Raw genomic sequence first — 19,467 nt, 5'->3', positions numbered from 1 at the left:
TCGGCCTTTGTCAACCGCAGCATTGTCCAACCCGGGCAGGCTGATAGAGTGAGTGCCTACGACTCCAGGCGGGCGCTTTGATCGGTATCGAGTATTTTCTGGGAACGCTGCTGGCCGAGTTGCATGTGGTGGCCGCCATCATGGGCGCAATCTACGTGCTGGCCTTTGTGTGTGCGGTGCGCGAAATCATGAATTCGCGTACATCGCAGGGGTCCATCGCCTGGATACTGGCGCTGGCGCTGCTGCCCTTCCCCACGGCGTTTCTCTACCTGATTTTCGGCTGGAAGGCGTTCGACGACTATGCCACCGACCGCATCCGCAACGGCCGCGCGGCCCGTCCCTTGCGCGCCAAGGACCTGGCGCTGATCGACCGGGAGACCAGCCACAAATGGCCGGTGCAGGTGAAGGTATCCGAAGTGCCGTTTCTCAACGGCAATAATGTGGACCTGCTGGTCGATGGCAAGGCGACGTTCGACTCGATCTTTGCCGGTATCGACCGGGCGCAGGACTACCTGCTGGTGCAGTTCTACATCGTGCGGGACGACCGGCTGGGCCAGGAACTGGCCGAGCGGCTGATCGCGCGGGCCAAGGCTGGCGTGAAGGTCTATCTGCTCTATGACGATGTCGGCAGCACGGGCATGCCCAAGCGCTATCGCCGCGAATTGCGCGAGGCCGGGATCAAGGTCGCGGGCTTCAACCAGCGCCACAAGTTCCTGCGGTTCTATGGACCGACCCGCATCAACTATCGCAACCATCGCAAGATCGTGGTGGTGGATGGCAAGGAGGCCTGGGTCGGCGGGCACAATGTGGGCGTTGAGTATCTCGGCGAGGACCCCAAATTCGGGCGCTGGCGCGATACGCATGTGCATGTCGACGGACCGGCGGCTCTGGGTTGCGCCCTGCTCTTCCGCGAAGATTGGGAATGGGCGACGGGCGAGACCCTGCCCGCAACCCCGCCGGAGACCGTGGCCACGCCGGGCGATCAATCGGTGCTGGTGATGGGCAGCGGCCCGGCCGACAAACTGGAGGAATGCGCGATCGCGTTCACCGATATCATCGGACGCGCGCGGGAGCGGCTGTGGATCGTCAGCCCCTATTTTGTGCCGGATACCGATATCCGGACGGCGCTCTATGCGGCCAAGCTGCGCGGCGTTGATGTACGCGTCATGCTGCCCAACGAGCCGGACCACAAAACGGTGTGGCTGGCGAGCATCGCCCATTCGGACGCCATGATCGAGCATGGGGTGGCGATCTACCGGTACACCGATGGCTTCCTGCACCAGAAAGTCGTGCTGATGGACGACCAGATCGCGACCGTTGGCAGCGTCAACTTCGACAACCGGTCATTTGCGATCAATTTCGAGATCACGCTGTGGTTCACCGACAGGCTGACTATCGAAAATGTTGAGGCCATGCTGGTGGAGGACTTCAAGAGCTGCCGCGAAGTAGTTCTGGACGAAGTGAAATCCCGCTCATTGCCGATGCGCTTCCTGACCCAGGCCGCGCGACTGCTATCCCCGGTGCTCTGAGGCCTTTCCGGCCGCTAGCGGACAGGTGGCGCATAGAGCAGTCCGCCATTGGTCCAGAGAGCGTTCTGTCCGCGCAACAGGGCTGCGCCGGTCTGCGGGCCGAAATGGCGGTCATAGAGTTCGGCATAGTTGCCAACGGCCCTGATGGCATCGGCCATGAAGGTGGGTGTGAGGCCAAGTGGTGTGCCAAAGTCACCTTCCACGCCAAGAATGCGCCGGATGGCAGGGGTTCGCGCGGCAACAAGTGACTGGGTGTTGAGCGCGGTAATACCCACCTCTTCCGCGTTGATCAGCGCGTACAGCGTCCAACGAACGATGTCGAACCACTGCTGATCGCCCTGGCGCACGACCGGGCCGAGCAATTCCTTGGAAATGCGCTCGGGCAGGATGCGGTGTGCGTTTGGGTCGGGCAGCGCCCGGCGGATGGCCTGAAGCTGGCGGCCGGAAGCGGAGACAGCCTCACAAAGGCCAGCCTGATAGGCCACGGCGAGATCGGCGACATCTTCATATGGGACTTCGGTGTAGATCGCCTGGTTGGCGAAGAAGAATTCCTGCATGCGTTCGAGCTCTTCGCCGCCATCGATGATGCAGACGCTGACATTGTCGAGTTCGTAGGCCGAAACGACGCCCATCGACTGCGGAACGAGGAAGGCCTGGCCGTCAAAAAAGGCCGTGCCCACATAACTGGCGCCATAGAGGGTATCGCGGCGCTCGGTCCATGGGCCGTTGCGTGTGAGCACGTCGACAGTATCGGTCTGCAACGGCGCAAAGCGGGTCTCGCCACGCAGGGCACGGAATTCGATCTTGTTGGGGTCGCCGAATATCGATGCGGCGATGGCGCGGCAGAGATCGACATCGAAACCGGACCAGCGCCCTTCGGCATCCTGCTGAGAGAATCCGGGCAGCGGGTTGGTGGCGCCGCAGATGAGGAACCCGCGCTCGCGCACGGTTTCGAGCGTCGTGGTCGGTGCTTGCGACTGGGCGGGCAATGCAAGGCAAAGCGCGCAGGCAATGCCCGCGGCCATCGATAGCAATCGGTCGAAAAATCGGGTCAAACGTCGGGCCTTCACTCGCTGGCCCATATTGGCGAGCGAGCCCATCAGGTCAAGCCGAGACGCATCCAGTGCGCGATCGGGAAGTCGTCTCCCTCGCCTGTAGGGAGGAAGACGACATGTGCAGAAGGTCTGGCCACTGGCTCTGACTTGCTATGTCGGCTCGAAGCTAGTGCAGTATCTGGCTCAGGAAGAGCTTGGTGCGTTCGTGCTGCGGGTTGGAGAAGAAGGCTTCTGGTTCGTTCTGCTCGATGATCTGGCCCTGGTCCATGAAGATCACGCGGTTGGCGACCTGGCGGGCGAAGCCCATTTCGTGGGTCACGCACAGCATGGTCATGCCTTCTTCGGCCAGGCTGATCATCACTTCGAGCACTTCCTTGACCATTTCGGGGTCGAGGGCCGAAGTGGGCTCATCGAACAGCATGATCTTGGGCTGCATGCAGAGCGAGCGGGCGATGGCCACGCGCTGCTGCTGGCCGCCCGAGAGCTGGCCGGGGAACTTGTTGGCCTGCTCGGGGATCTTGACGCGGTTGAGATAGTGCATCGCGGTCTCTTCCGCCTCGGCCTTGGGAATGCCGCGGACCCAGATGGGGGCCAGCGTCAGGTTCTGCAGGATGGTGAGGTGGGGAAAGAGGTTGAAGTGCTGGAACACCATGCCCACTTCGCGGCGGACTTCGTCGATGCGTTTGACGTCGGCGGTCAGCTCGGTGCCGTTGACGATGATCTGACCTTCCTGGTGCTCTTCGAGCCGGTTGATACAGCGGATCAACGTCGACTTGCCCGAGCCCGAGGGGCCGGCGATGACGATGCGCTCGCCTTCCATCACCTTGAGGTTGATGTCGCGCAGGACGTGGAAGTCGGCATACCACTTGTGCATGCCAACGACCTCGATGGCCACGTTGGTCGAGGACACCTTCATCTGCGAAGTATCGACGGCGCGATCAACGGTAGTTTCGGAAACCTGAGACATTGGAACTACCTCTTGTAGCCAGTATTGAGACGACGCTCCATGTACATGGAGTAGCGGGACATGCCGAAGCAGAAGACCCAGAAGACCATAGCGGCGAACAGGTAACCCGTTGTCGCTGTGTTGGCGGACTGCCATTCGAGGGCGGTATCGTTCTTGGTCTTCACGGCTTCGAGCAAGTCCTTCATACCCACGATGTAGACGAGCGACGTATCCTTGAAGAGCGAGATGAAGTTATTCACGATACCCGGGATCACGTGCTTGAGCGCCTGGGGCAGGACGATGAAATACATCCGCTTCCAGTAGCCGAGCCCGAGCGACGCACCGGCCTCATATTGCCCGCGCGGGATGGCCTGGAGGCCGCCGCGCACCACTTCGGCCATGTAGGCGGAGGTGAACAGCGTCACGCCCACCAGGGCGCGAAGCAGTTTGTCGACCGTCGTGCCCTGGGGCATGAACAGCGGCAGCATGATCGAGGCCATGAACAGGATGGTGATCAGCGGCACCGCCCGGATGAGCTCGATGAAGGCCACGCAGAGCGTCTTGATGACCGGCAGCTTTGACTGTCGACCCAACGCCAGAATGATGCCGAGCGGGAAGGACAGCGTGATGCCGACCACCGAGATGATGAGCGTGACCAAGAGGCCACCCCACTTTTCGGTCGGCATCGGCTTGAGGCCGAAGACGCCACCGGCCAGCAGGAAATAGCTGACAATGGGGAAGACGACGAGGAACAGGACGGCGTTGGTGCGCTTGAACGGCACCTTCGGCATCAGCAGCGGGGCGAGCAACAGCACGCCCATCGCGAAGACGATATTGGGGCGCCACTGCTCGGGGATATCGTAGAAACCGTAGATGAAAAATTCCATCTCGGCCGAGATATAGGCCCAGCAGGCGCCGGCATTTTCCATACGGCACTGCTCGACGGTGCCGCCAGGCGGCACCGCGTGGCCGATGAAGAAGTTATAGAGCGGCGGCACGACCCAGAACAGGAAGAGCAGCCCCAAGAAGGTGAGCAGGCCATCAACGGGCGTGGCGAAGAGGTTCGTGCGAGCCCATGCCATGGGCCCGGTAGTGGAACTGGGGGCCGGTTTGGCGGCCACCATGTCAGAGCGAACGAAGCCGATGTCTGTCATGGCCGAACTCCTACCGCTCTACCAGTGCGACGCGGGCATTGTACCAATTCATGATACCCGAGGTCAGCAGCGACAAGATGAGATAGACCAGCATGGTCAGCGCGATACATTCGATGGCGCGGCCGGTCTGATTGAGCGAAGTGCCCGCGAAGACGTTGACCAGCTCGGGATAGCCGATGGCCGCGCCGAGCGAGGAGTTCTTCGTCAGGTTGAGATACTGGCTGGTCAGCGGCGGGATGATCACCCGCATGGCCTGCGGGACGATGACCAGACGCAGGCGATCGCCCTCCTTGAGACCGAGCGACTGTGCCGCTTCGGTCTGGCCTTTGCTGACCGCCTGAATACCGCCGCGAACGGTCTCGGCGATGAACGAGGCGGTGTAGATGGTGAGACCAAACACAAGCGCCAGCAGTTCGGGCGGCAGTTGCACGCCACCCTTGAAGTTGAACCGCTCCAGCACCGGCAGTTCGAACGCGACGCTGGCGCCGGTGAGGATGTAGGTTCCAGCAATGATGACCACGGCAAGAGCGATGGCCGTCAGGACAACCGGGAAGCGCTTGCCCGTGGCCTCCAGCCGGCGCAAGGCCCAGAAGCGCATGCCGATCACAGCCGCGATAGCGACAACAATGGCGACCCACACCAGACCGAACTGCTCGTCCGGTATTGGCCGTGGCACGAAGATGCCGCGCTGGTTGATGAAGGAATCGAACGGCAGCAGGATGGACTCACGCACCGCCGGCATCGCCTTGAGCACAGCGAAGTACCAGAAGAACAGTTGCAGCAGCAGCGGGATGTTACGGATGGTCTCGACGTAGACCGTCGCAAGCGTGCGAATGATGAAATTGCTGCTCAGCCGCGCGATGCCGATGGTGAAGCCCAGCATAGTGGCGAAGACAATGCCAATGAAGGCCACCAGAAGCGTATTGGTGATGCCAACAATGAAGGCTTCCCAATAGAAGGAAGCACGCGTCCAGGGGAACAGAGAGAAACTGATGTCGAAGCCGGCCGTCTTCCAGAGAAAATCAAAGCCGGTGGTCTTGTTCTGGGCGGCAAGGTTGGCCGCAGTATTGCCGACAATCCAGACAATGAAGGAAACGAGCAGGATTGCGACAACGGCCTGGAAGAATATGCCCCGGATTACCGGATCGTTGTAGAATGCAACCCTTGGGGACGCTGCTGGCCCCGTATAGAGAGTGGTCATGTAGAAAGCGGTCCCCTGGCCGTTTACGACGGCCGCCCCACGCGCCAACCAGGTGCGGTGGCCGATGCAACAGAAACCCGGCGCCCCATTTCTGAGGCGCCGGGGATCGTCGAGTTAGCGGATCGGCGGGGCGTACTGGAGACCACCGTTGGACCACAGGGCGTTCAGGCCGCGCTCAAGCCCGATCGGGGTCGCGGGGCCGACGTTGCGATCGTAGGATTCGGCATAGTTACCGACATGCTTGATGATCTGGTAGGCCCAGTCCTTGGTCAGGCCCATCGGGGTGCCAAAGTCGCCTTCAACGCCGAGCAGGCGCTTGATCGACGGATTGTCGGAACCGAGCATCTCGTCGACATTGGTCTGGCTGACGCCGAGTTCTTCGGCCTCGAGCAGTGCATAATAGGTCCAGCGTGCAATGTTGAACCAGGTGCTGTCACCGGCACGAACCACCGGACCAAGGGGCTCCTTGGAGATGATTTCGGGCAGGATGACGTGGTCGGCCGGGACGGCGAACTTGGAGCGTTCGGCAGCCAGAGCCGAAGCATCGGTGGTGTACACGTCGCAACGACCGTCTTCGTAGGCCTTCACAACTTCGTCCTGATCGACGAACACCACGGTGTTGAATTCGAGGCTGTTGGCCGCAAAGTAGTCCGCAGCGTTCAGCTCGGTGGTGGTCCCCGATTCGATGCAGATGGCGGCGCCGCTGAGGTCCAGGGCCGAGGCAATGCCATCGGCCTTGCGAACCATGAAGCCCTGGCCGTCATAGTACATGGTACCGACAAAGCTGATACCGAGCTGGGTATCGCGGCTCATCGTCCAGGTGGTGGTGCGTGACAGCACGTCGATTTCGCCAGCGGAGAGTGCGGTGAAGCGCTCCTGGCTGGTCAGCGACGTGTAGCGGACAGCTTCCGGATCGTTGAAGATCGCGGCAGCCAGAGCACGGCAGTAGTCCACTTCCAGGCCGGTCCAGACGTTGTTTGCGTCGGGAGCGGAGAAGCCGGGCACACCGCCGGTCACGCCGCACTGAACATAGCCCTTGGCCTTCACATCGCTGAGAATGTCAGCGTGTGCCGCCGTCGCGCCGAGGCCCAGCGAGGCCGCGAGTGCGATCGTTACGAGCGTTTTTTGCATTGATATTGCCTTTTTGTTTCCTGACCCTGTGTCCCGGAGCTCATCAGGCTTGCGCCAGCGTCCCCAGTGGCACCGCCGCCCTTGAAGAGCGGTGTGATGCTGATAAACACAAGCGTCTATTGAGCGTTGCGTCAAGGGCCGATGACGGCTTGGGACAGCAAGACTGTCGCTTATTTAGCCACGCATACCCAATTGACCGGATTTTGAGCATAGAGCTTAGTATGATTGACAAAAAAAGTGGCAGCGCGGGTGGCCTCTCGGTTGAGACGGTTCTCACCCATGGTGGCCGCGCCCCTGACGAGCAGTTCGGATTTGTGAATACCCCTGTCTACCGGGGCTCGACGGTGCTGTTCAAGACGCTCGACGACCTGGACGCTCAGCAACAGCGGTTCCTCTATGGCCGTGCCGGCAATCCGACGACTGAGAGCGTCGAGGCGGTCATCACCGAACTCGAAGGTGCCCACAAGACACGGCTGGTGCCCTCGGGTCTCGCCGCCGTCACAATTGCCCTGATGAGTTGTCTCCGGGCCGGCGACGACGTGCTGATCACTGACAGCGCCTACGAGCCGACCCGTGCCTTCGCCGACGGGTTCCTGCAGAAGATGGGGGTTACCGCGCGGTACTACGATCCGCGAATCGGCGTGGGTCTGACAAGCTTGATGCAGCCCAATACCAAGGCAGTCCTGGCCGAAAGCCCAGGCTCGCTGACCTTCGAAATCCAGGACATTCCGGCGCTTGCCAAGGCAGCCCATGCTAGCGGGGCGCGGCTGATCGTCGATAATAGCTGGGCCAGCCCGCTTTACCTGCAGCCCCTTAGGCTAGGGGCTGACCTGGTCGTGCATGCGGCAACCAAAATGTTCGTGGGCCATTCGGATGCCTTTGCCGGCACCATATCGGCAAACGAGGAAAGCTGGGCCGACGTCGAGCGGACACGGCGGCTGCTCGGCTTCTTTACTTCGGGCGACGATGCCTTCCTCGTGGCGCGCGGGCTGCGGACACTCGCCATCCGAATGAAGGAGCATCAGGAGCGGGCACTGGAGATCGCGCGCTGGCTTGAGGCTCAGCCGGAGGTGACATCCGTGCTGCACCCGGCCCTTCCCAGCCATCCGGACCACGCCATCTTCAAGCGCGACTTCACCGGCTCTGGCAGCCTGTTCGCCTTCACGCTGGCTCCGGCGCCGCGGGCGAGCGTCGCCGCCTTCGTCGATCACCTGCAGATCTTCTCGATGGGCTATTCGTGGGGCGGCTATGAAAGCCTGTGCCTGCCGGTGAAGCTGGGCAAAAACCGGACGGCAAAGCCCTGGACGGCGGAGGGCAACCTGTTCCGTGTCCATATTGGCCTTGAAGGCGTGGACGACCTCAAGGCCGATCTCGCAGCCGCGATCGAGCGCTACGCCCGAGCGCGCTGAAACGCCCGCCTGATCGCGATCAACGGGCGACGGACCACGTGTCCGTCCGCCCCCACGCGGAACAGCCAGCCACGCCGGGCGAAGCCGTTTCGGACCAGATAGGCACCCAGCATGCCGACAACCAGGCCAGCGAAAACGTCCGTGGGGTAGTGCATGCCTACGGGCACGCGCGAGATTCCGACCACGACACCGATGACCAGAAAGACGGCAAACCATCGTGGCCACAGGAAGCCGACGACGAAGGCCGTGGCTATGGCGGTGGTCGCGTGGCCAGAGGGAAAACTCTGGAACGACGAATCGTTGAAGACATTTTGAAACGAGAAGGCGCCCAGAGCTTCGAATTCGCTGGGGCGGCCGCGACCGATCAGGCGCTTGATGCCGTTGGCCATCAACCCCGGAAGGCCAACGCCCAGAAAGATAAAGGCGGACAGTAGGGCGACTTCATAGGCCACTAGGCGTGCCAGGCGGCGCAGAACCAAAATCGCCACCAGCGCCAGCAAGAGAATCGCGAGTGAGGGGATGAGAACCCAGTCGGACAGGCCATAGTCGGTGATGAAGAAGAATGGCGCGCGCCAAGAATCCGGCCAACCGATCGCACCCCGCGACGCCCAGACATCGATTTGGGAGAGCACGGCAACGCCGAGGACGACGCCAAGGCAGAACAGGGGCCAGCGGCGGCTATCGAGACCCAGGGGCCAGGGTTTGGTGAGGTCAATCATGCGGTGTTTTGTGGTTATCGGTAGCCATTCCGTCAATAGCGCGCATGCTCGCACATCGGCCGCTTGCCCTTTGAACCTGAACAGGCTAACGGAGGGCAGTGATCTCGGAGTGTAGCTCAGCCTGGTAGAGCACCGGTTTTGGGAACCGGGGGTCCAAAGTTCGAATCTTTGTACTCCGACCATCACGCCTATACGTTGCGCATCGTGTTGAGGACTTTGCATGACCGCCCGCATCTACCGCCCTGCCCGCAACGCCATGCAGTCGGGCAAAGGCAAATCCAGGCAGTGGGTGCTGGTGCACGAAATGGCCGCGCCGCGCGGCATCGATCCGCTGATGGGCTATACGACCTCAACCGATACGACCCAGCAGATCAAGCTGAGCTTCGACACGCTCGAAGCAGCCGAAGCCTACGCGCAGAAGAACGGCATCGCCTATTCGGTGCAGCCGGCGCATGATGCGACGCCCAAGAAGGTTAGCTACCCGGACAACTTCCGGTCGGATCGCAAGACGCCCTGGACGCATTGATCCGCATCACAGATTGAGTCCGCAATGCGCTGCAAGTTATTGTGGCGCATTTGTTTTTTTGAGGGTCATGGATCCGTCGCTAATCATCGTGCTGGCTGGTGCGGCTGCGGCAGGTTTTGCCCAGGGTGTCTCGGGGTTTGCCTTCTCGCTGGTCGCTCTGTCCATCTGGGCATGGGCAGTGGAGCCTCAGCTTGCCGCTCCGATGTCCGTTTTCGGTGCGTTGGTGGGGCAGCTGGTTGCCCTGCCCTGGGTATGGCGCGGGTTCGATTTCCGCAAACTGCTGCCTTTGGTCATCGGAGGACTGCTGGGCGTGCCGATTGGCGCATATCTGCTGCAATGGCTCGATCCGGTGCTGTTCAAGTTTTGCCTCGGCGTGTTCCTGCTGATCTATTGCCCCGTTTTGTTGCTGCTGCCGGCCGACTATAAATGGCCGCATGGCGGGCGAACAGCCGACGGCGTTGCAGGTTTCACGGGCGGGGCTATGGGTGGATTGGCCGGTATTGCCGGACCAGGGCCCACGCTCTGGACCACCCTGCGCGGCTGGGACAAGGATACTCAGCGCGGTGTGCTGCAGGCGTTCAACATCACAATGCATGTCGCTACGCTGACGGCTTACGGCTTTTCCGGAATCATCACGGGGGACGCGCTGACCATGTTTTCGTGGATCACGCCCGCCGTGGTGATACCAGCCATTCTGGGCGTCCTGCTGTTTCGTCGTCTCAACGCGCTGGCCTTCAGGCGACTGATTCTGGGTCTGCTATTGGTCTCCGGAGCGACACTGGTTTGGGGTGGCCTCGCGCAATGGCTTTGACGGCGCGGTCACTTTCAGACGATAGGCGTCCTTGATCGTTGGTCTCCTGCGCCACATCTGGCAGGATGAGACGAAACTTCTGGATGTGCCCATGCGTCGACTACCCCACCTGCTTCTGGCCACCGCAGCAATCGCCTTTGCCACGCCTGCCGTTGCGGCGCCGGCCATGTGGAAGATCAGTGACGCGGACAGCCGCATCTGGCTGTTTGGCTCGATCCACATGATGCCCGAAGGCCAGGACTGGCGGACACCTGCCTTCGACCAGGTATTGGCCAAGGCCGAACGGGTCTATTTCGAAACCGATATGAGCGCGGAGCAACAGGCCATCATCGGGGCCGAGGCTTTCCTGCGCGGCGTCTATACCGACGGCACGTTGCTCACCGATGTGCTTGATGACGAACAGGAAAAGCTGTTGCGGGAGGTGGCCGCAGATATTGGCCTGCCGATCGGGCCGGTGCTGGCCATGCGTCCCTGGATGGCAGCACAAGCGATAACGGCGCCGATGCTGGTCCAGTCGGGCTTTGTCAGTGACGGGGTGGAACTGCAACTGTTGTCAGAGATCAGCCCCGACAGGCGCGGCGCCTTCGAAACGGGTACGCAACAACTCGACGTACTCGCCAGCGGACCGGAGGCCTCCGATGTGGCGCTGCTGATGCAAGCGCTCGAAACCCTGCCGGAACTGCAGGAATCGCTGTTCGAAATGCTTGACCTGTGGGCGACTGGCGATGTCGAGCAGCTCGACGAGTTGATGATCAATGAGCTGTCCAGCGTCGAGGGCATGGCCGATCGCCTGCTCTACGAGCGCAACCAGAACTGGATGACGCCCATCGAAGCGATGCTGGCAGGCAATGAAAGCACACTCGTCATTGTCGGCGCGGCGCATCTCAGCGGGGACCAGGGCGTGCCCACACTGCTGGAGGAAGCAGGCTACACGGTCGAGCGGGTGCAATAGGTCTAGACGTCGACTTTGAAGCCCAGTTCGATCTCGCTTGCAGGCAAACCGCGCAGTCCCCAGTTCTCCCGGTCGACCTCGATCAAGGTGACCTTGATATCGGCTGGCTGCAGTCCAAAGGGCGCCAGCCGCGACACCAGAGCCGCATAGAGGCGCCGCTTGGCTTCGATGGTGCGGCCGGTAAACAGGGTGATTTCGATGTTGGTATGGCGCGGGCTGCTACCGACTGCCTTGAGCACGTCCTGGGGATCATACTCCGTCAGGCGAATGTCCCGGTCGTTCTCGGGAATGCGGATACCCTCGACGAGCGCCTGCTGTATCGCTTCGAGAAAGTCGGCCCGGCTTGCGCCGAGCCAACCCTTGATGATGTCAACGCGCGTGGACGGCATGGCCGGTCACACGTCGCTCAGCTTGGTCCATTTGCCGTCGTTTTTGCTCGACTGCACTGAGGCCACGATGAACTGCATGCCCTCGACGCCATCGGCGAGAGTGGGCAGCAGGCCCTCATAGGCAGCGCCGTCGCCGCGGATGATCGAGGCGAACTGGCTGTAGAGCGTAGCAAAGGCCTCGAGGTACCCTTCCGGGTGGCCAGAGGGGATGCGGACATTCATGGTCGACGCCGCATTGCCGGAGATCGCGCCGCCACGGGTCAGCAGCTGCTTGGGCTTGCCGAATTCGGTGAACCACATGTAGTTCGGATTGTCCTGGCGCCATTCGAGGCCGCCCTTGTCGCCATAGACGCGAAGCTGCAGGCCGTTTTCGCATCCGACTGCCACCTGGCTGGCCCAGAGCATGCCCTTGGCGCCGCCTTCGAAGCGCAGCATGATGTGGACGTTGTCGTCGAGCTGGCGGCCCGGCACGAAGCTTGTCAGGTCAGCCGATACGGCTTCGGTCTTGAGGCCGCTGACGAAGCGGGCGAGGTTATAGGCATGGGTGCCGATATCGCCGATGGCGCCGCCGGCGCCGGAGCGGGCCGGGTCGGTGCGCCAGGAGGCCTGCTTGTTGTCGTCGGCAGCGGCTTCGGTCAGCCAATCCTGCGGGTATTCCGCCTGGATGACCCGAATCTTGCCGAGGCGGCCGGACTCGACCATTTCACGGGCCTGACGGATCAGCGGATAGCCGGTGTAGTTGTGGGTCAGCAGGAAGCGAGCGCCGTTGACCGGCTGGATGGCAGCCAGGGCGCGCGCATCCTCAATGGTCGAGGTGATGGGCTTGTCGCAGATGACGTGGATGCCGGCTTCGAGGAAGGCCTTGGCCGGGCCATAATGCATGTGGTTGGGCGTCACGATCGATACGGCCTGAATGCCGTCCGGGCGGGCGGCTTCGGCGCGGGCCATTTCCTCGTAGGAGGTATAGATGCGGTCTTCGGCCAGGCCGATGTTGCGGCCAGACTCGAGGGCTACGTCAGGGCGCGACGAGAGAGCGCCGGCTACCAGGTCATAGTCACCATCGATGCGGGCGGCGACGCGATGAACATAGCCGATAAAGGCCCCCGTACCGCCGCCAACCATGCCCAGACGAATGCGCTTTGCGCCGTTTTCAGCCATTGATGCCTCCTCAAGTTGTTGTGGCGAGGTTGGTGCCACGCCCTCGTGGTTCGAGCCCTCGGGTTAAACCCGAGGGTCGCACCTCACCATGAGGGCTACTGTTAGCTCAATATCAAAGTAGCCCTCATGGTGAGGTGCGCTTCTTCAGCGCCTCAAACCACGAGGGCGTGGCTGGAGCCTACGAAAGCCCCAGAATCTTCCGGTTTGCCGCAGCATCCGTACCCGCCGAGGCGAAATCGTCGAAGGCGTGTTCCGTCACCCGGATGATGTGGTTCTTGATGAACTCGGCGCCTTCGCGGGCTCCATCTTCGGGATGCTTGATGGCGCATTCCCATTCGAGAACCGCCCAGCCCTTGAAGTCATACTGCGCCATCTTTGAGAAGATCGAGGCGAAATCGACCTGGCCATCGCCAAGCGAGCGGAAGCGCCCTGCCCGGTTGATCCAGCTCTGGTAGCCCGAATAGACGCCCTGGCGACCCGTCGGATTGAACTCGGCATCCTTGACGTGGAACATCTTGATCCGCTCGTGGTAGATGTCGATGTAGTCGAGGTAATCGAGCTGCTGCAGCACGAAATGGCTCGGATCGTAGAGCAGATTGGCGCGCGGGTGATTCTTCACCCGCTCGAGGAACATCTCGTAGGTGACGCCATCGTGCAGGTCTTCGCCGGGATGGATCTCGTAGCACACGTCGACGCCGGCCTCATCGAAGGCATTGAGGATCGGCGTCCAGCGGCGGGCGAGTTCGTCGAAGGCTTCTTCGACGAGGCCAGCCGGGCGCTGCGGGAATGGGTAGAGGAAGGGCCAAGCCAGCGCGCCCGAGAAGGTCGCGTGTTCGGTCAGGCCGAGATTCTTTGAGGCCTTGGCCGCCCAATGCAGCTGCTGCACAGCCCATTCCTGACGCGCCTTGGGATTGTTGTGGACCGACGCGGGGGCGAAGCCATCCATCATCGAGTCGTAAACCGGGTTAACGGCGACGAGCTGCCCCTGTAAATGGGTCGAAAGCTCAGTGATCTCGATGCCGTGCTTGGCCGCGGTGCCCTTGAGCTCGTCGGCATAGGTCTGCGAAGTCGCGGCTTTTTCGAGGTCGATCAGGCTGCCGACCCAGGTCGGGATCTGCACGCCCTTGTAGCCGTAGTTTGCGGCCCAGCCGCAGATGGCGTCGAAGGAATTGAACGGTGGCTTGTCGCCGGCGAACTGCGCCAGAAAGATAGCCGGCCCCTTGATGGTGCGCATGAGTTTCTCCTCGTGAGGCGCTCGGGCGCCTTGGTCTTTTACCGCTTTTGCGAAAACAGGCGGCGGTTTGGCCGCCGCCTGCGATTATTGATCATACTTTTGACCGGCGCGTGACCGCTGTCAATGAGGTACGCACCTCACTACTTCAGCAGGGCCTGTGCATCTTCCGGGCTGAGGGCCAGCGGACGCTCGCAGGTCGTCGACAGGGTCAAGACCTGGCCGCTTTCGCCCGCCTTGAGCAGGCTGGTCATCACGTCCACCGCATGGAGCGCCACATCGAGGCCGCAGCGAGCGTTATAGCCGCCGTCGATCGAGGCAATCATGTCGGCGAGGCCGGCCGTGCGGTAGTTGGCTCGCGGTGTCGGCTTGTCGAGATCCTGGTTGGCCTTGCCGAACGGGTGGTCCCACGGGGTGACCGTGCTGCGCTCGCCAGCAATGTTGGTCGTGACCAGATCGCCGCCGAAGAAGTTCGGATCGGGCACGAAAATCGAGCCGTCGGTGCCATAAAGCTCGATATTGTGGTGGCCATGCGCCGCCACGTCCCAGCTGGCGCCGATGGTGATGATGGCGCCGGAGACGAATTCCAGCACGCCATGGATGGTGGTCGGGGTGCCGACCTTGACGAAGGTGCCCTTGTAGGGGCCTTCGGCCGTCACTTCACGCTCTGTGCGGGCCATGTTGGTGAAGGCCGACAGGCGCTTGACCGGGCCAAGCAGATGGATCAGCTCGGTGACGTAGTATGGACCGAGATCGAGGATCGGGCCGGCGCCGGGCTGGAAGAAGAAGTCCGGGTTGGGGTGCCAATGCTCCATGCCGCGGCTCATGACGTGGGTCGTGCCGCTCATGATCTTGCCGAGCTTGCCGGCATCGATGATCTGGCGAGCCTGTTGGTGCGCGCCGCCAAGGAAAGTATCGGGAGCCGAGCCGACCTTGAGACCCCGATCGTCGGCAGCCTTCTTGAGGGCCATGCCCTCTTCGAGGCTCAGCACGAACGGCTTCTCGGAATAAGCATGCTTGCCGGCCGAGACGATGTCCATCGAAACCGAATAGTGGGTCGCAGGTATCGTCAGGTTCACGATGACGTCGACTTCGCTGTTCTTGAGCAGTTCGTCGGGCGTCTGGGCCTTCACACCGAATTCGTCGGCACGCTTCTGGGCAGCAGCGGGCAGGATATCGGCGACGGCGCGAACCTCGAGCCCTTTGAACAGGGGCGCGAGCTTGAGATAGGCGGCAGAGATATTGCCGGCACCCATGATGCCGACGCCAAAGGTCTTGGCCATTTTAGCTTACTTCCACTTCTTGGAGGCGGCGATCGAACGGGTGGCAAAGCGCACCGCGTCGGACGGCTTGTCATGTTCGGCGACGAAGTATTCGGCCTTGGTCTTGGACTGGACCTTGGTGATCAGATCATCCCAGTTGAGGACGCCGTCACCCACGTCGGCCCAGCCGTCTTCATCGGCCTTCTCGCCTGCTGGCGCGATATCCTTGACGTGGACGGCGGTGATACGGCTGCCGTACTTGTCGAACCAGGCGATCGGGTCGGCCTTGCCGCGGACGATCCAGGCCACGTCGGCTTCCCATTCGATGCCGGGCGCCGTGTCGAGCAGGATTTCCATCGGAGTGCGGCCCGAGGTGGTCGGTACGAACTCAAAATCGTGATTGTGCCAACCGAAGGCATAGCCTTCCTTGCCGTAGGTTTCGGCATGGCCAGCAAGGGTCTCCGCCAGCTTGAGCCACTTGGACTCGTCGGCGCTGCGGTCTTCGGCGCCGATATGCGGCACGATGATCTTCTTGATGCCGAGGGTTTCGGCGGTCTTCAGCGTCGTTGAGACATCCGCGGCCTGAGCCGGACCAAAATGGCCGGTCGGCATGGTGAGGCCGTTCTTTTTCAGATTGGCCGCGAGACCAGCGGCATCGCCATAGAGGCCGCCGAAGCCTTCGACTTGCGCATAGCCGAGCTGACCAAGTGTCGCGAGAAAATCGGGCAGCGAGGGGACGTTCCGCGCGCTGTACAGCTGGAATGACAAAACAGTCATTTGGGCCTCTTTGTAACGTTTGAATGGGATGCTGGAGCAAATTTCTGCACCAGCAGATAGCTATGTCGGTTTGTGCTGTCGCGCTCTGGGGACAGGCCAACTACCGCAAAAGTAAGATTGGTCGAAAAGTCCACCGGGCAAATGGCGGGGCGCCCGCAGGCGCCGCCGCAAGATGAAAATCGATCAGATACGGTCGGTCGTCTCTTTGTTGAAGATCGAACCGCGCGCGGGGTCAAAGCCGACCTTGAGCTTCTGGCCGACTGAAAGGAGCACGTCGCTTGCCGCCCGGAACGTCACGGGATGCCCGGCGATCTTGGTCCAGGCCAGCGTGTCCGAACCCATCGGCTCGACGATTTCGATCTCTACGTCCATCGTCACCGGCATCTTGGCCACTTCGTCGCCCAGCACGATGTGCTCAGGACGAACGCCGAGAACAGCCTTTGTGGCTGACGTCACTGGCGCAGTGAACGCGTAGCCATCGACCGGGATGACCGTACCATCGGCGGCAGTAAAGGAGGTGCCGTTCAGCGAGCCCTCAAAGAAGTTCATCGAGGGCGAGCCGATAAAGCCGGCGACGTAGAGATTGACCGGCTTGTTGTAGATGGTGTGCGGATCGGCCAGCTGCTGAATGACGCCATTCTTCATGATGGCGATACGATCTGCGAGCGTCAGAGCCTCGATCTGGTCGTGGGTCACGTAGATCATGGTGTTCTTCAGGCGCTGGTGCAGACGCTTGATCTCGACGCGCAGGTCCGAGCGGAGCTTGGCGTCGAGGTTGGACAATGGCTCGTCGAACAGGAACACGTCCACGTCGCGCACCAGGGCACGACCGATGGCAACGCGCTGGCGCTGACCGCCGGACAGTTCGACCGGCTTGCGCTGCAGCAGCGGCCCGATCTGGAGGATTTCGGCGGCGCGGGCAACGCGGCGCTCGATCTCGTCCTTCTTCATGCCGGCAACGCGCAGGCCGAAGCTGAGATTCCGCTCGACCGTCATCTGCGGATAGAGCGCATAGGACTGGAACACCATGCCGATGCCGCGATCCTTGGGCTCTTCCCAGGTGACGTTCTTGCCACCAATGAATATCTGGCCGTCGGAGACGTCGAGCAGGCCGGCAATGCAGTTGAGCAAGGTCGACTTGCCGCAGCCCGAGGGCCCGAGCAGGACGATGAATTCGCCCTGCGCGATATCGAGATCGAGGTGCTCGAGCACCTTCACATTGCCGAAGTTGAGCGACAGATCCCGGATGGAAACACTGTGTTGCGTCATCTGCTTAACCCTTCACCGCACCGGCGGCGATGCCGCGGACGAACCATTTACCCGAGATGAAATAGACAGCCAGCGGCACGGCAGCGGTCAGGATAGTCGCCGCCATGTGCACGTTGTATTCGCGCACGCCGGTTGTCGTGTTGACGATGTTGTTGAGCTGCACAGTCATCGGCATGTTTTCGCGACCGGCAAAGACGGTGCCGAACAGGAAGTCGTTCCAGATGCCCGTCACCTGCAGGATGACCGCCACGATGGTGATCGGCACCGCCATGGGGATCATGATCTGGAAGAATATCTGCCAGAATCCTGCCCCGTCGACGCGTGCGGCCTTGAACAGCTCCGGCGGCAGGGCCGCGAAGAAGTTGCGGAACAGCAGCGTCAGAATGGGCATGCCGAAAATGGTGTGGATGACGATGATGCCAGGGAACGTGCCGAAAATACCTAGTTCACGGAAGGCAACGATCAGCGGGTAGATCACCACCTGGTACGGGACGAACGCGCCGAACACCAGCAGTCCGAACAGGACGTTGGCACCCTTGTACTTCCAGAACGACAGCGCATAGCCGTTGAGGCAGGCGATGATGATCGAGACTGTTGTGCCGACCAAAGTGATCTTGACCGAGTTCAGGAAGCCGGGCTTCAGACCATTGCAGTCGCGGCCCGTACAGGCGGTGTCCCAGGCCTTGAGCCAAGGCTCGAAAGTGATCTGCTGCGGCCACTGGAAGATGTGGCGCAACTGGATTTCCGGCATGGCCTTGAGCGAGGTCACAACCATGACCCACAGGGGCATGAGGAAGAACAGCGCGGCAAGCACCAGGAAGACATAGATGCCGACGCGGCTGAAGGTGAGCGATTTTGGCTTGGCACCGCGGGGACCGGCTTCGATACGCGAAGCGGCGGGAGCGGCCATGGTTTCAGTGCTCATTATGCGCTCTCCTTGACCCGGTTGGCACGCCACTGCACGAACACTTGCAGGCCAAGCAGCAGGATGACGGGCAGCAGCATCATGGTCGCGGCGGCCATGCCGAGGCCCACATTGGAGCGGTCGGTGATGTGCTGGATGACGAAGATGGCGGGCATCTGCGTGGCAATGCCGGGACCGCCCTGGGTCATGGCGACGATCAAGTCATAGACACGGACGACGCCAACGCATTGCAGGATGAAGGCCGTCAGCAGAGCCCCCTTCATCATTGGCAGCACGATGAACAGATAGGTGCGCCAGGTCGGGATGCCGTCGATCTTCGCGGCCTTCCAGATTTCGGCATCAACGCCGCGCAGACCCGCCAGCATGATGGCCATGGTGACACCGACGCCGTTCCAGATGCCGGCAACCACAAGGCCATAGATGGCCGTATCGGCGCTGACCAGCGGGGCGAAGGCGAAATCGGTGAAGCCGAGGCCGCGAACCGTGGCCTGAATGCCGTAGTTGGGATCGAGGATCCAGCGCCAGACCAGGCCGGTAATGACCAGCGACATGGCGAACGGATACAGGAAAATCGAGCGAAACCAGTCTTCTGCCTTGATCCGCTGATCCATGAACACAGCGAGCAGATAGCCCGCGATCATGTTGGCGGCGATCGACAGCAGGCCAAAGAACCAGATGTTATTGACCGAGATCAGCCAGCGACCGGTCGACCAAAGACGCGCGTATTGTTCGCCACCAACGAAATTCTCAGCGCCAAAGGCCGGGAAAATGCGGGAATTGGTGAAGGACAGCACGAACGAATAGATGATGCAGATGAAGAAGACACCGACTGCGGTCACGATCAGCGGCGCCGTGCCGATGATGGACATCAGTGTCGTAAGGCGGAACGGCTTCCGCCCGGAAGAGCCGGCAGCCGGTCTCCCGGCAACTCCGTCTTCCTTGGCCGTAGCAAGCTGAGCCATGACGATTTCCCTTGTGGGTCGTGTGTTTAAGGGCGGTCCGAACTCAGGCGCGACCAGCAAG

The 19,467-nt window shown here is 61.5% G+C and carries 19 protein-coding genes and 1 tRNA gene; 6 read left to right on the top strand and 14 right to left on the bottom strand.

Features of this window, described 5'->3' with window-relative positions; genetic code table 11:
* The first annotated feature begins 77 nt into the window (after positions 1-77).
* Complete coding sequence (gene cls / locus IM737_RS01200; RefSeq protein WP_236897697.1) at positions 78-1,529, top strand: cardiolipin synthase; 1,452 nt, start codon at positions 78-80, stop codon at positions 1,527-1,529.
* 14 nt (positions 1,530-1,543) lie between these two features.
* Here cls and IM737_RS01195 read toward each other — a convergent pair whose 3' ends face one another.
* The 5 genes from IM737_RS01195 to IM737_RS01175 all read right to left on the bottom strand — a co-directional run bounded on the left by IM737_RS01195 (position 1,544) and on the right by IM737_RS01175 (position 7,016).
* Entirely contained in the window at positions 1,544-2,554 is a 1,011-nt protein-coding gene (locus IM737_RS01195) for an amino acid ABC transporter substrate-binding protein (protein ID WP_236897695.1), read from the bottom strand.
* A gap of 196 nt (positions 2,555-2,750) precedes the next feature.
* Complete coding sequence (locus IM737_RS01190; RefSeq protein ID WP_272906539.1) at positions 2,751-3,551, bottom strand: amino acid ABC transporter ATP-binding protein; 801 nt, start codon at positions 3,549-3,551, stop codon at positions 2,751-2,753.
* Positions 3,552-3,556: 5 nt separating this feature from the next.
* Positions 3,557-4,684 carry an amino acid ABC transporter permease gene (locus IM737_RS01185; RefSeq protein ID WP_236897693.1) on the bottom strand — a complete coding sequence of 376 codons (1,128 nt, stop codon included), beginning with the start codon at positions 4,682-4,684 and terminating at the stop codon, positions 3,557-3,559.
* 10 nt (positions 4,685-4,694) lie between these two features.
* Entirely contained in the window at positions 4,695-5,885 is a 1,191-nt protein-coding gene (locus IM737_RS01180; protein ID WP_236897691.1) for an amino acid ABC transporter permease, read from the bottom strand.
* Between the two features lie 114 nt (positions 5,886-5,999).
* On the bottom strand, positions 6,000-7,016 hold the full coding sequence (locus IM737_RS01175; protein ID WP_236897689.1) for an amino acid ABC transporter substrate-binding protein: 1,017 nt from the start codon (positions 7,014-7,016) through the stop codon (positions 6,000-6,002).
* Between the two features lie 221 nt (positions 7,017-7,237).
* Here IM737_RS01175 and metC point away from each other — a divergent pair, with 221 nt between their 5' ends.
* On the top strand, positions 7,238-8,425 hold the full coding sequence (gene metC / locus IM737_RS01170) for a cystathionine beta-lyase (RefSeq protein ID WP_236897687.1): 1,188 nt from the start codon (positions 7,238-7,240) through the stop codon (positions 8,423-8,425).
* On the opposite strand, the gene IM737_RS01165 is transcribed toward metC, so the two are convergent.
* Positions 8,407-9,144, bottom strand: a complete 738-nt coding sequence (locus IM737_RS01165) for a phosphatase PAP2 family protein (RefSeq protein WP_236897685.1) — start codon at positions 9,142-9,144, stop codon at positions 8,407-8,409. The genes metC and IM737_RS01165 overlap by 19 nt on opposite strands.
* 105 nt (positions 9,145-9,249) lie before the next feature.
* Between IM737_RS01165 and IM737_RS01160 the strand changes: the two genes are divergently transcribed.
* The 4 genes from IM737_RS01160 (at position 9,250) to IM737_RS01145 (ending at position 11,433) form a co-directional block, all read left to right on the top strand.
* Positions 9,250-9,326 (top strand) — tRNA-Pro (locus tag IM737_RS01160).
* A 38-nt stretch (positions 9,327-9,364) separates the two neighbouring features.
* Positions 9,365-9,670: an ETC complex I subunit gene (locus IM737_RS01155; protein ID WP_236897683.1), complete on the top strand. Its 306-nt coding sequence runs from the start codon at positions 9,365-9,367 to the stop codon at positions 9,668-9,670.
* Between the two features lie 67 nt (positions 9,671-9,737).
* On the top strand, positions 9,738-10,481 hold the full coding sequence (locus IM737_RS01150; protein WP_236897681.1) for a sulfite exporter TauE/SafE family protein: 744 nt from the start codon (positions 9,738-9,740) through the stop codon (positions 10,479-10,481).
* Between the two features lie 91 nt (positions 10,482-10,572).
* Complete coding sequence (locus tag IM737_RS01145; protein ID WP_236897679.1) at positions 10,573-11,433, top strand: TraB/GumN family protein; 861 nt, start codon at positions 10,573-10,575, stop codon at positions 11,431-11,433.
* A gap of 2 nt (positions 11,434-11,435) precedes the next feature.
* On the opposite strand, the gene IM737_RS01140 is transcribed toward IM737_RS01145, so the two are convergent.
* From IM737_RS01140 to IM737_RS01105, 8 genes are all read right to left on the bottom strand, one after another.
* Entirely contained in the window at positions 11,436-11,822 is a 387-nt protein-coding gene (locus IM737_RS01140) for a tautomerase family protein (RefSeq protein WP_236897678.1), read from the bottom strand.
* A gap of 6 nt (positions 11,823-11,828) precedes the next feature.
* Positions 11,829-12,980 (bottom strand): Gfo/Idh/MocA family protein, encoded by a 1,152-nt coding sequence (locus IM737_RS01135; RefSeq protein WP_236897676.1) that lies wholly within the window; start codon positions 12,978-12,980, stop codon positions 11,829-11,831.
* Between the two features lie 178 nt (positions 12,981-13,158).
* Positions 13,159-14,214 carry a sugar phosphate isomerase/epimerase family protein gene (locus tag IM737_RS01130; protein ID WP_236897675.1) on the bottom strand — a complete coding sequence of 352 codons (1,056 nt, stop codon included), beginning with the start codon at positions 14,212-14,214 and terminating at the stop codon, positions 13,159-13,161.
* Between the two features lie 140 nt (positions 14,215-14,354).
* Positions 14,355-15,494: a Gfo/Idh/MocA family protein gene (locus tag IM737_RS01125; protein WP_236897674.1), complete on the bottom strand. Its 1,140-nt coding sequence runs from the start codon at positions 15,492-15,494 to the stop codon at positions 14,355-14,357.
* 6 nt (positions 15,495-15,500) lie between these two features.
* The gene (locus IM737_RS01120; protein ID WP_236897673.1) at positions 15,501-16,250 is read right to left on the bottom strand and encodes a sugar phosphate isomerase/epimerase family protein; all 750 of its coding nucleotides are present in this window, start codon (positions 16,248-16,250) and stop codon (positions 15,501-15,503) included.
* A 183-nt stretch (positions 16,251-16,433) separates the two neighbouring features.
* The gene (locus IM737_RS01115; protein WP_236897672.1) at positions 16,434-17,519 is read right to left on the bottom strand and encodes an ABC transporter ATP-binding protein; all 1,086 of its coding nucleotides are present in this window, start codon (positions 17,517-17,519) and stop codon (positions 16,434-16,436) included.
* 4 nt (positions 17,520-17,523) lie between these two features.
* Complete coding sequence (locus tag IM737_RS01110) at positions 17,524-18,444, bottom strand: carbohydrate ABC transporter permease (RefSeq protein ID WP_236897671.1); 921 nt, start codon at positions 18,442-18,444, stop codon at positions 17,524-17,526.
* Entirely contained in the window at positions 18,444-19,406 is a 963-nt protein-coding gene (locus IM737_RS01105; RefSeq protein ID WP_236897670.1) for a carbohydrate ABC transporter permease, read from the bottom strand. Before IM737_RS01105 ends, IM737_RS01110 begins: the two co-directional genes overlap by 1 nt.
* Positions 19,407-19,467: the final 61 nt, after the last annotated feature.

This window comes from Devosia sp. SL43, assembly GCF_021729885.1.
Taxonomy (GTDB): domain Bacteria; phylum Pseudomonadota; class Alphaproteobacteria; order Rhizobiales; family Devosiaceae; genus Devosia.
This window is presented reverse-complemented; position numbering and strand designations above follow the sequence as displayed.

Bases quoted from the DNA above. Each gene is read 5' to 3' on its own strand.
- IM737_RS01195 (WP_236897695.1), bottom strand. From the start codon at position 2,554: ATGGCCGCGGGCATTGCCTGCGCGCTTTGCCTTGCATTGCCCGCCCAG.
- IM737_RS01190 (WP_272906539.1), bottom strand. From the start codon at position 3,551: ATGTCTCAGGTTTCCGAAACTACCGTTGATCGCGCCGTCGATACTTCG.
- IM737_RS01185 (WP_236897693.1), bottom strand. From the start codon at position 4,684: ATGACAGACATCGGCTTCGTTCGCTCTGACATGGTGGCCGCCAAACCG.
- IM737_RS01180 (WP_236897691.1), bottom strand. From the start codon at position 5,885: ATGACCACTCTCTATACGGGGCCAGCAGCGTCCCCAAGGGTTGCATTC.
- IM737_RS01175 (WP_236897689.1), bottom strand. From the start codon at position 7,016: ATGCAAAAAACGCTCGTAACGATCGCACTCGCGGCCTCGCTGGGCCTC.
- metC (WP_236897687.1), top strand. From the start codon at position 7,238: ATGATTGACAAAAAAAGTGGCAGCGCGGGTGGCCTCTCGGTTGAGACG.
- IM737_RS01165 (WP_236897685.1), bottom strand. From the start codon at position 9,144: ATGATTGACCTCACCAAACCCTGGCCCCTGGGTCTCGATAGCCGCCGC.
- IM737_RS01155 (WP_236897683.1), top strand. From the start codon at position 9,365: ATGACCGCCCGCATCTACCGCCCTGCCCGCAACGCCATGCAGTCGGGC.
- IM737_RS01150 (WP_236897681.1), top strand. From the start codon at position 9,738: ATGGATCCGTCGCTAATCATCGTGCTGGCTGGTGCGGCTGCGGCAGGT.
- IM737_RS01145 (WP_236897679.1), top strand. From the start codon at position 10,573: ATGCGTCGACTACCCCACCTGCTTCTGGCCACCGCAGCAATCGCCTTT.
- IM737_RS01140 (WP_236897678.1), bottom strand. From the start codon at position 11,822: ATGCCGTCCACGCGCGTTGACATCATCAAGGGTTGGCTCGGCGCAAGC.
- IM737_RS01135 (WP_236897676.1), bottom strand. From the start codon at position 12,980: ATGGCTGAAAACGGCGCAAAGCGCATTCGTCTGGGCATGGTTGGCGGC.
- IM737_RS01130 (WP_236897675.1), bottom strand. From the start codon at position 14,214: ATGCGCACCATCAAGGGGCCGGCTATCTTTCTGGCGCAGTTCGCCGGC.
- IM737_RS01125 (WP_236897674.1), bottom strand. From the start codon at position 15,494: ATGGCCAAGACCTTTGGCGTCGGCATCATGGGTGCCGGCAATATCTCT.
- IM737_RS01120 (WP_236897673.1), bottom strand. From the start codon at position 16,250: ATGACTGTTTTGTCATTCCAGCTGTACAGCGCGCGGAACGTCCCCTCG.
- IM737_RS01115 (WP_236897672.1), bottom strand. From the start codon at position 17,519: ATGACGCAACACAGTGTTTCCATCCGGGATCTGTCGCTCAACTTCGGC.
- IM737_RS01110 (WP_236897671.1), bottom strand. From the start codon at position 18,444: ATGAGCACTGAAACCATGGCCGCTCCCGCCGCTTCGCGTATCGAAGCC.
- IM737_RS01105 (WP_236897670.1), bottom strand. From the start codon at position 19,406: ATGGCTCAGCTTGCTACGGCCAAGGAAGACGGAGTTGCCGGGAGACCG.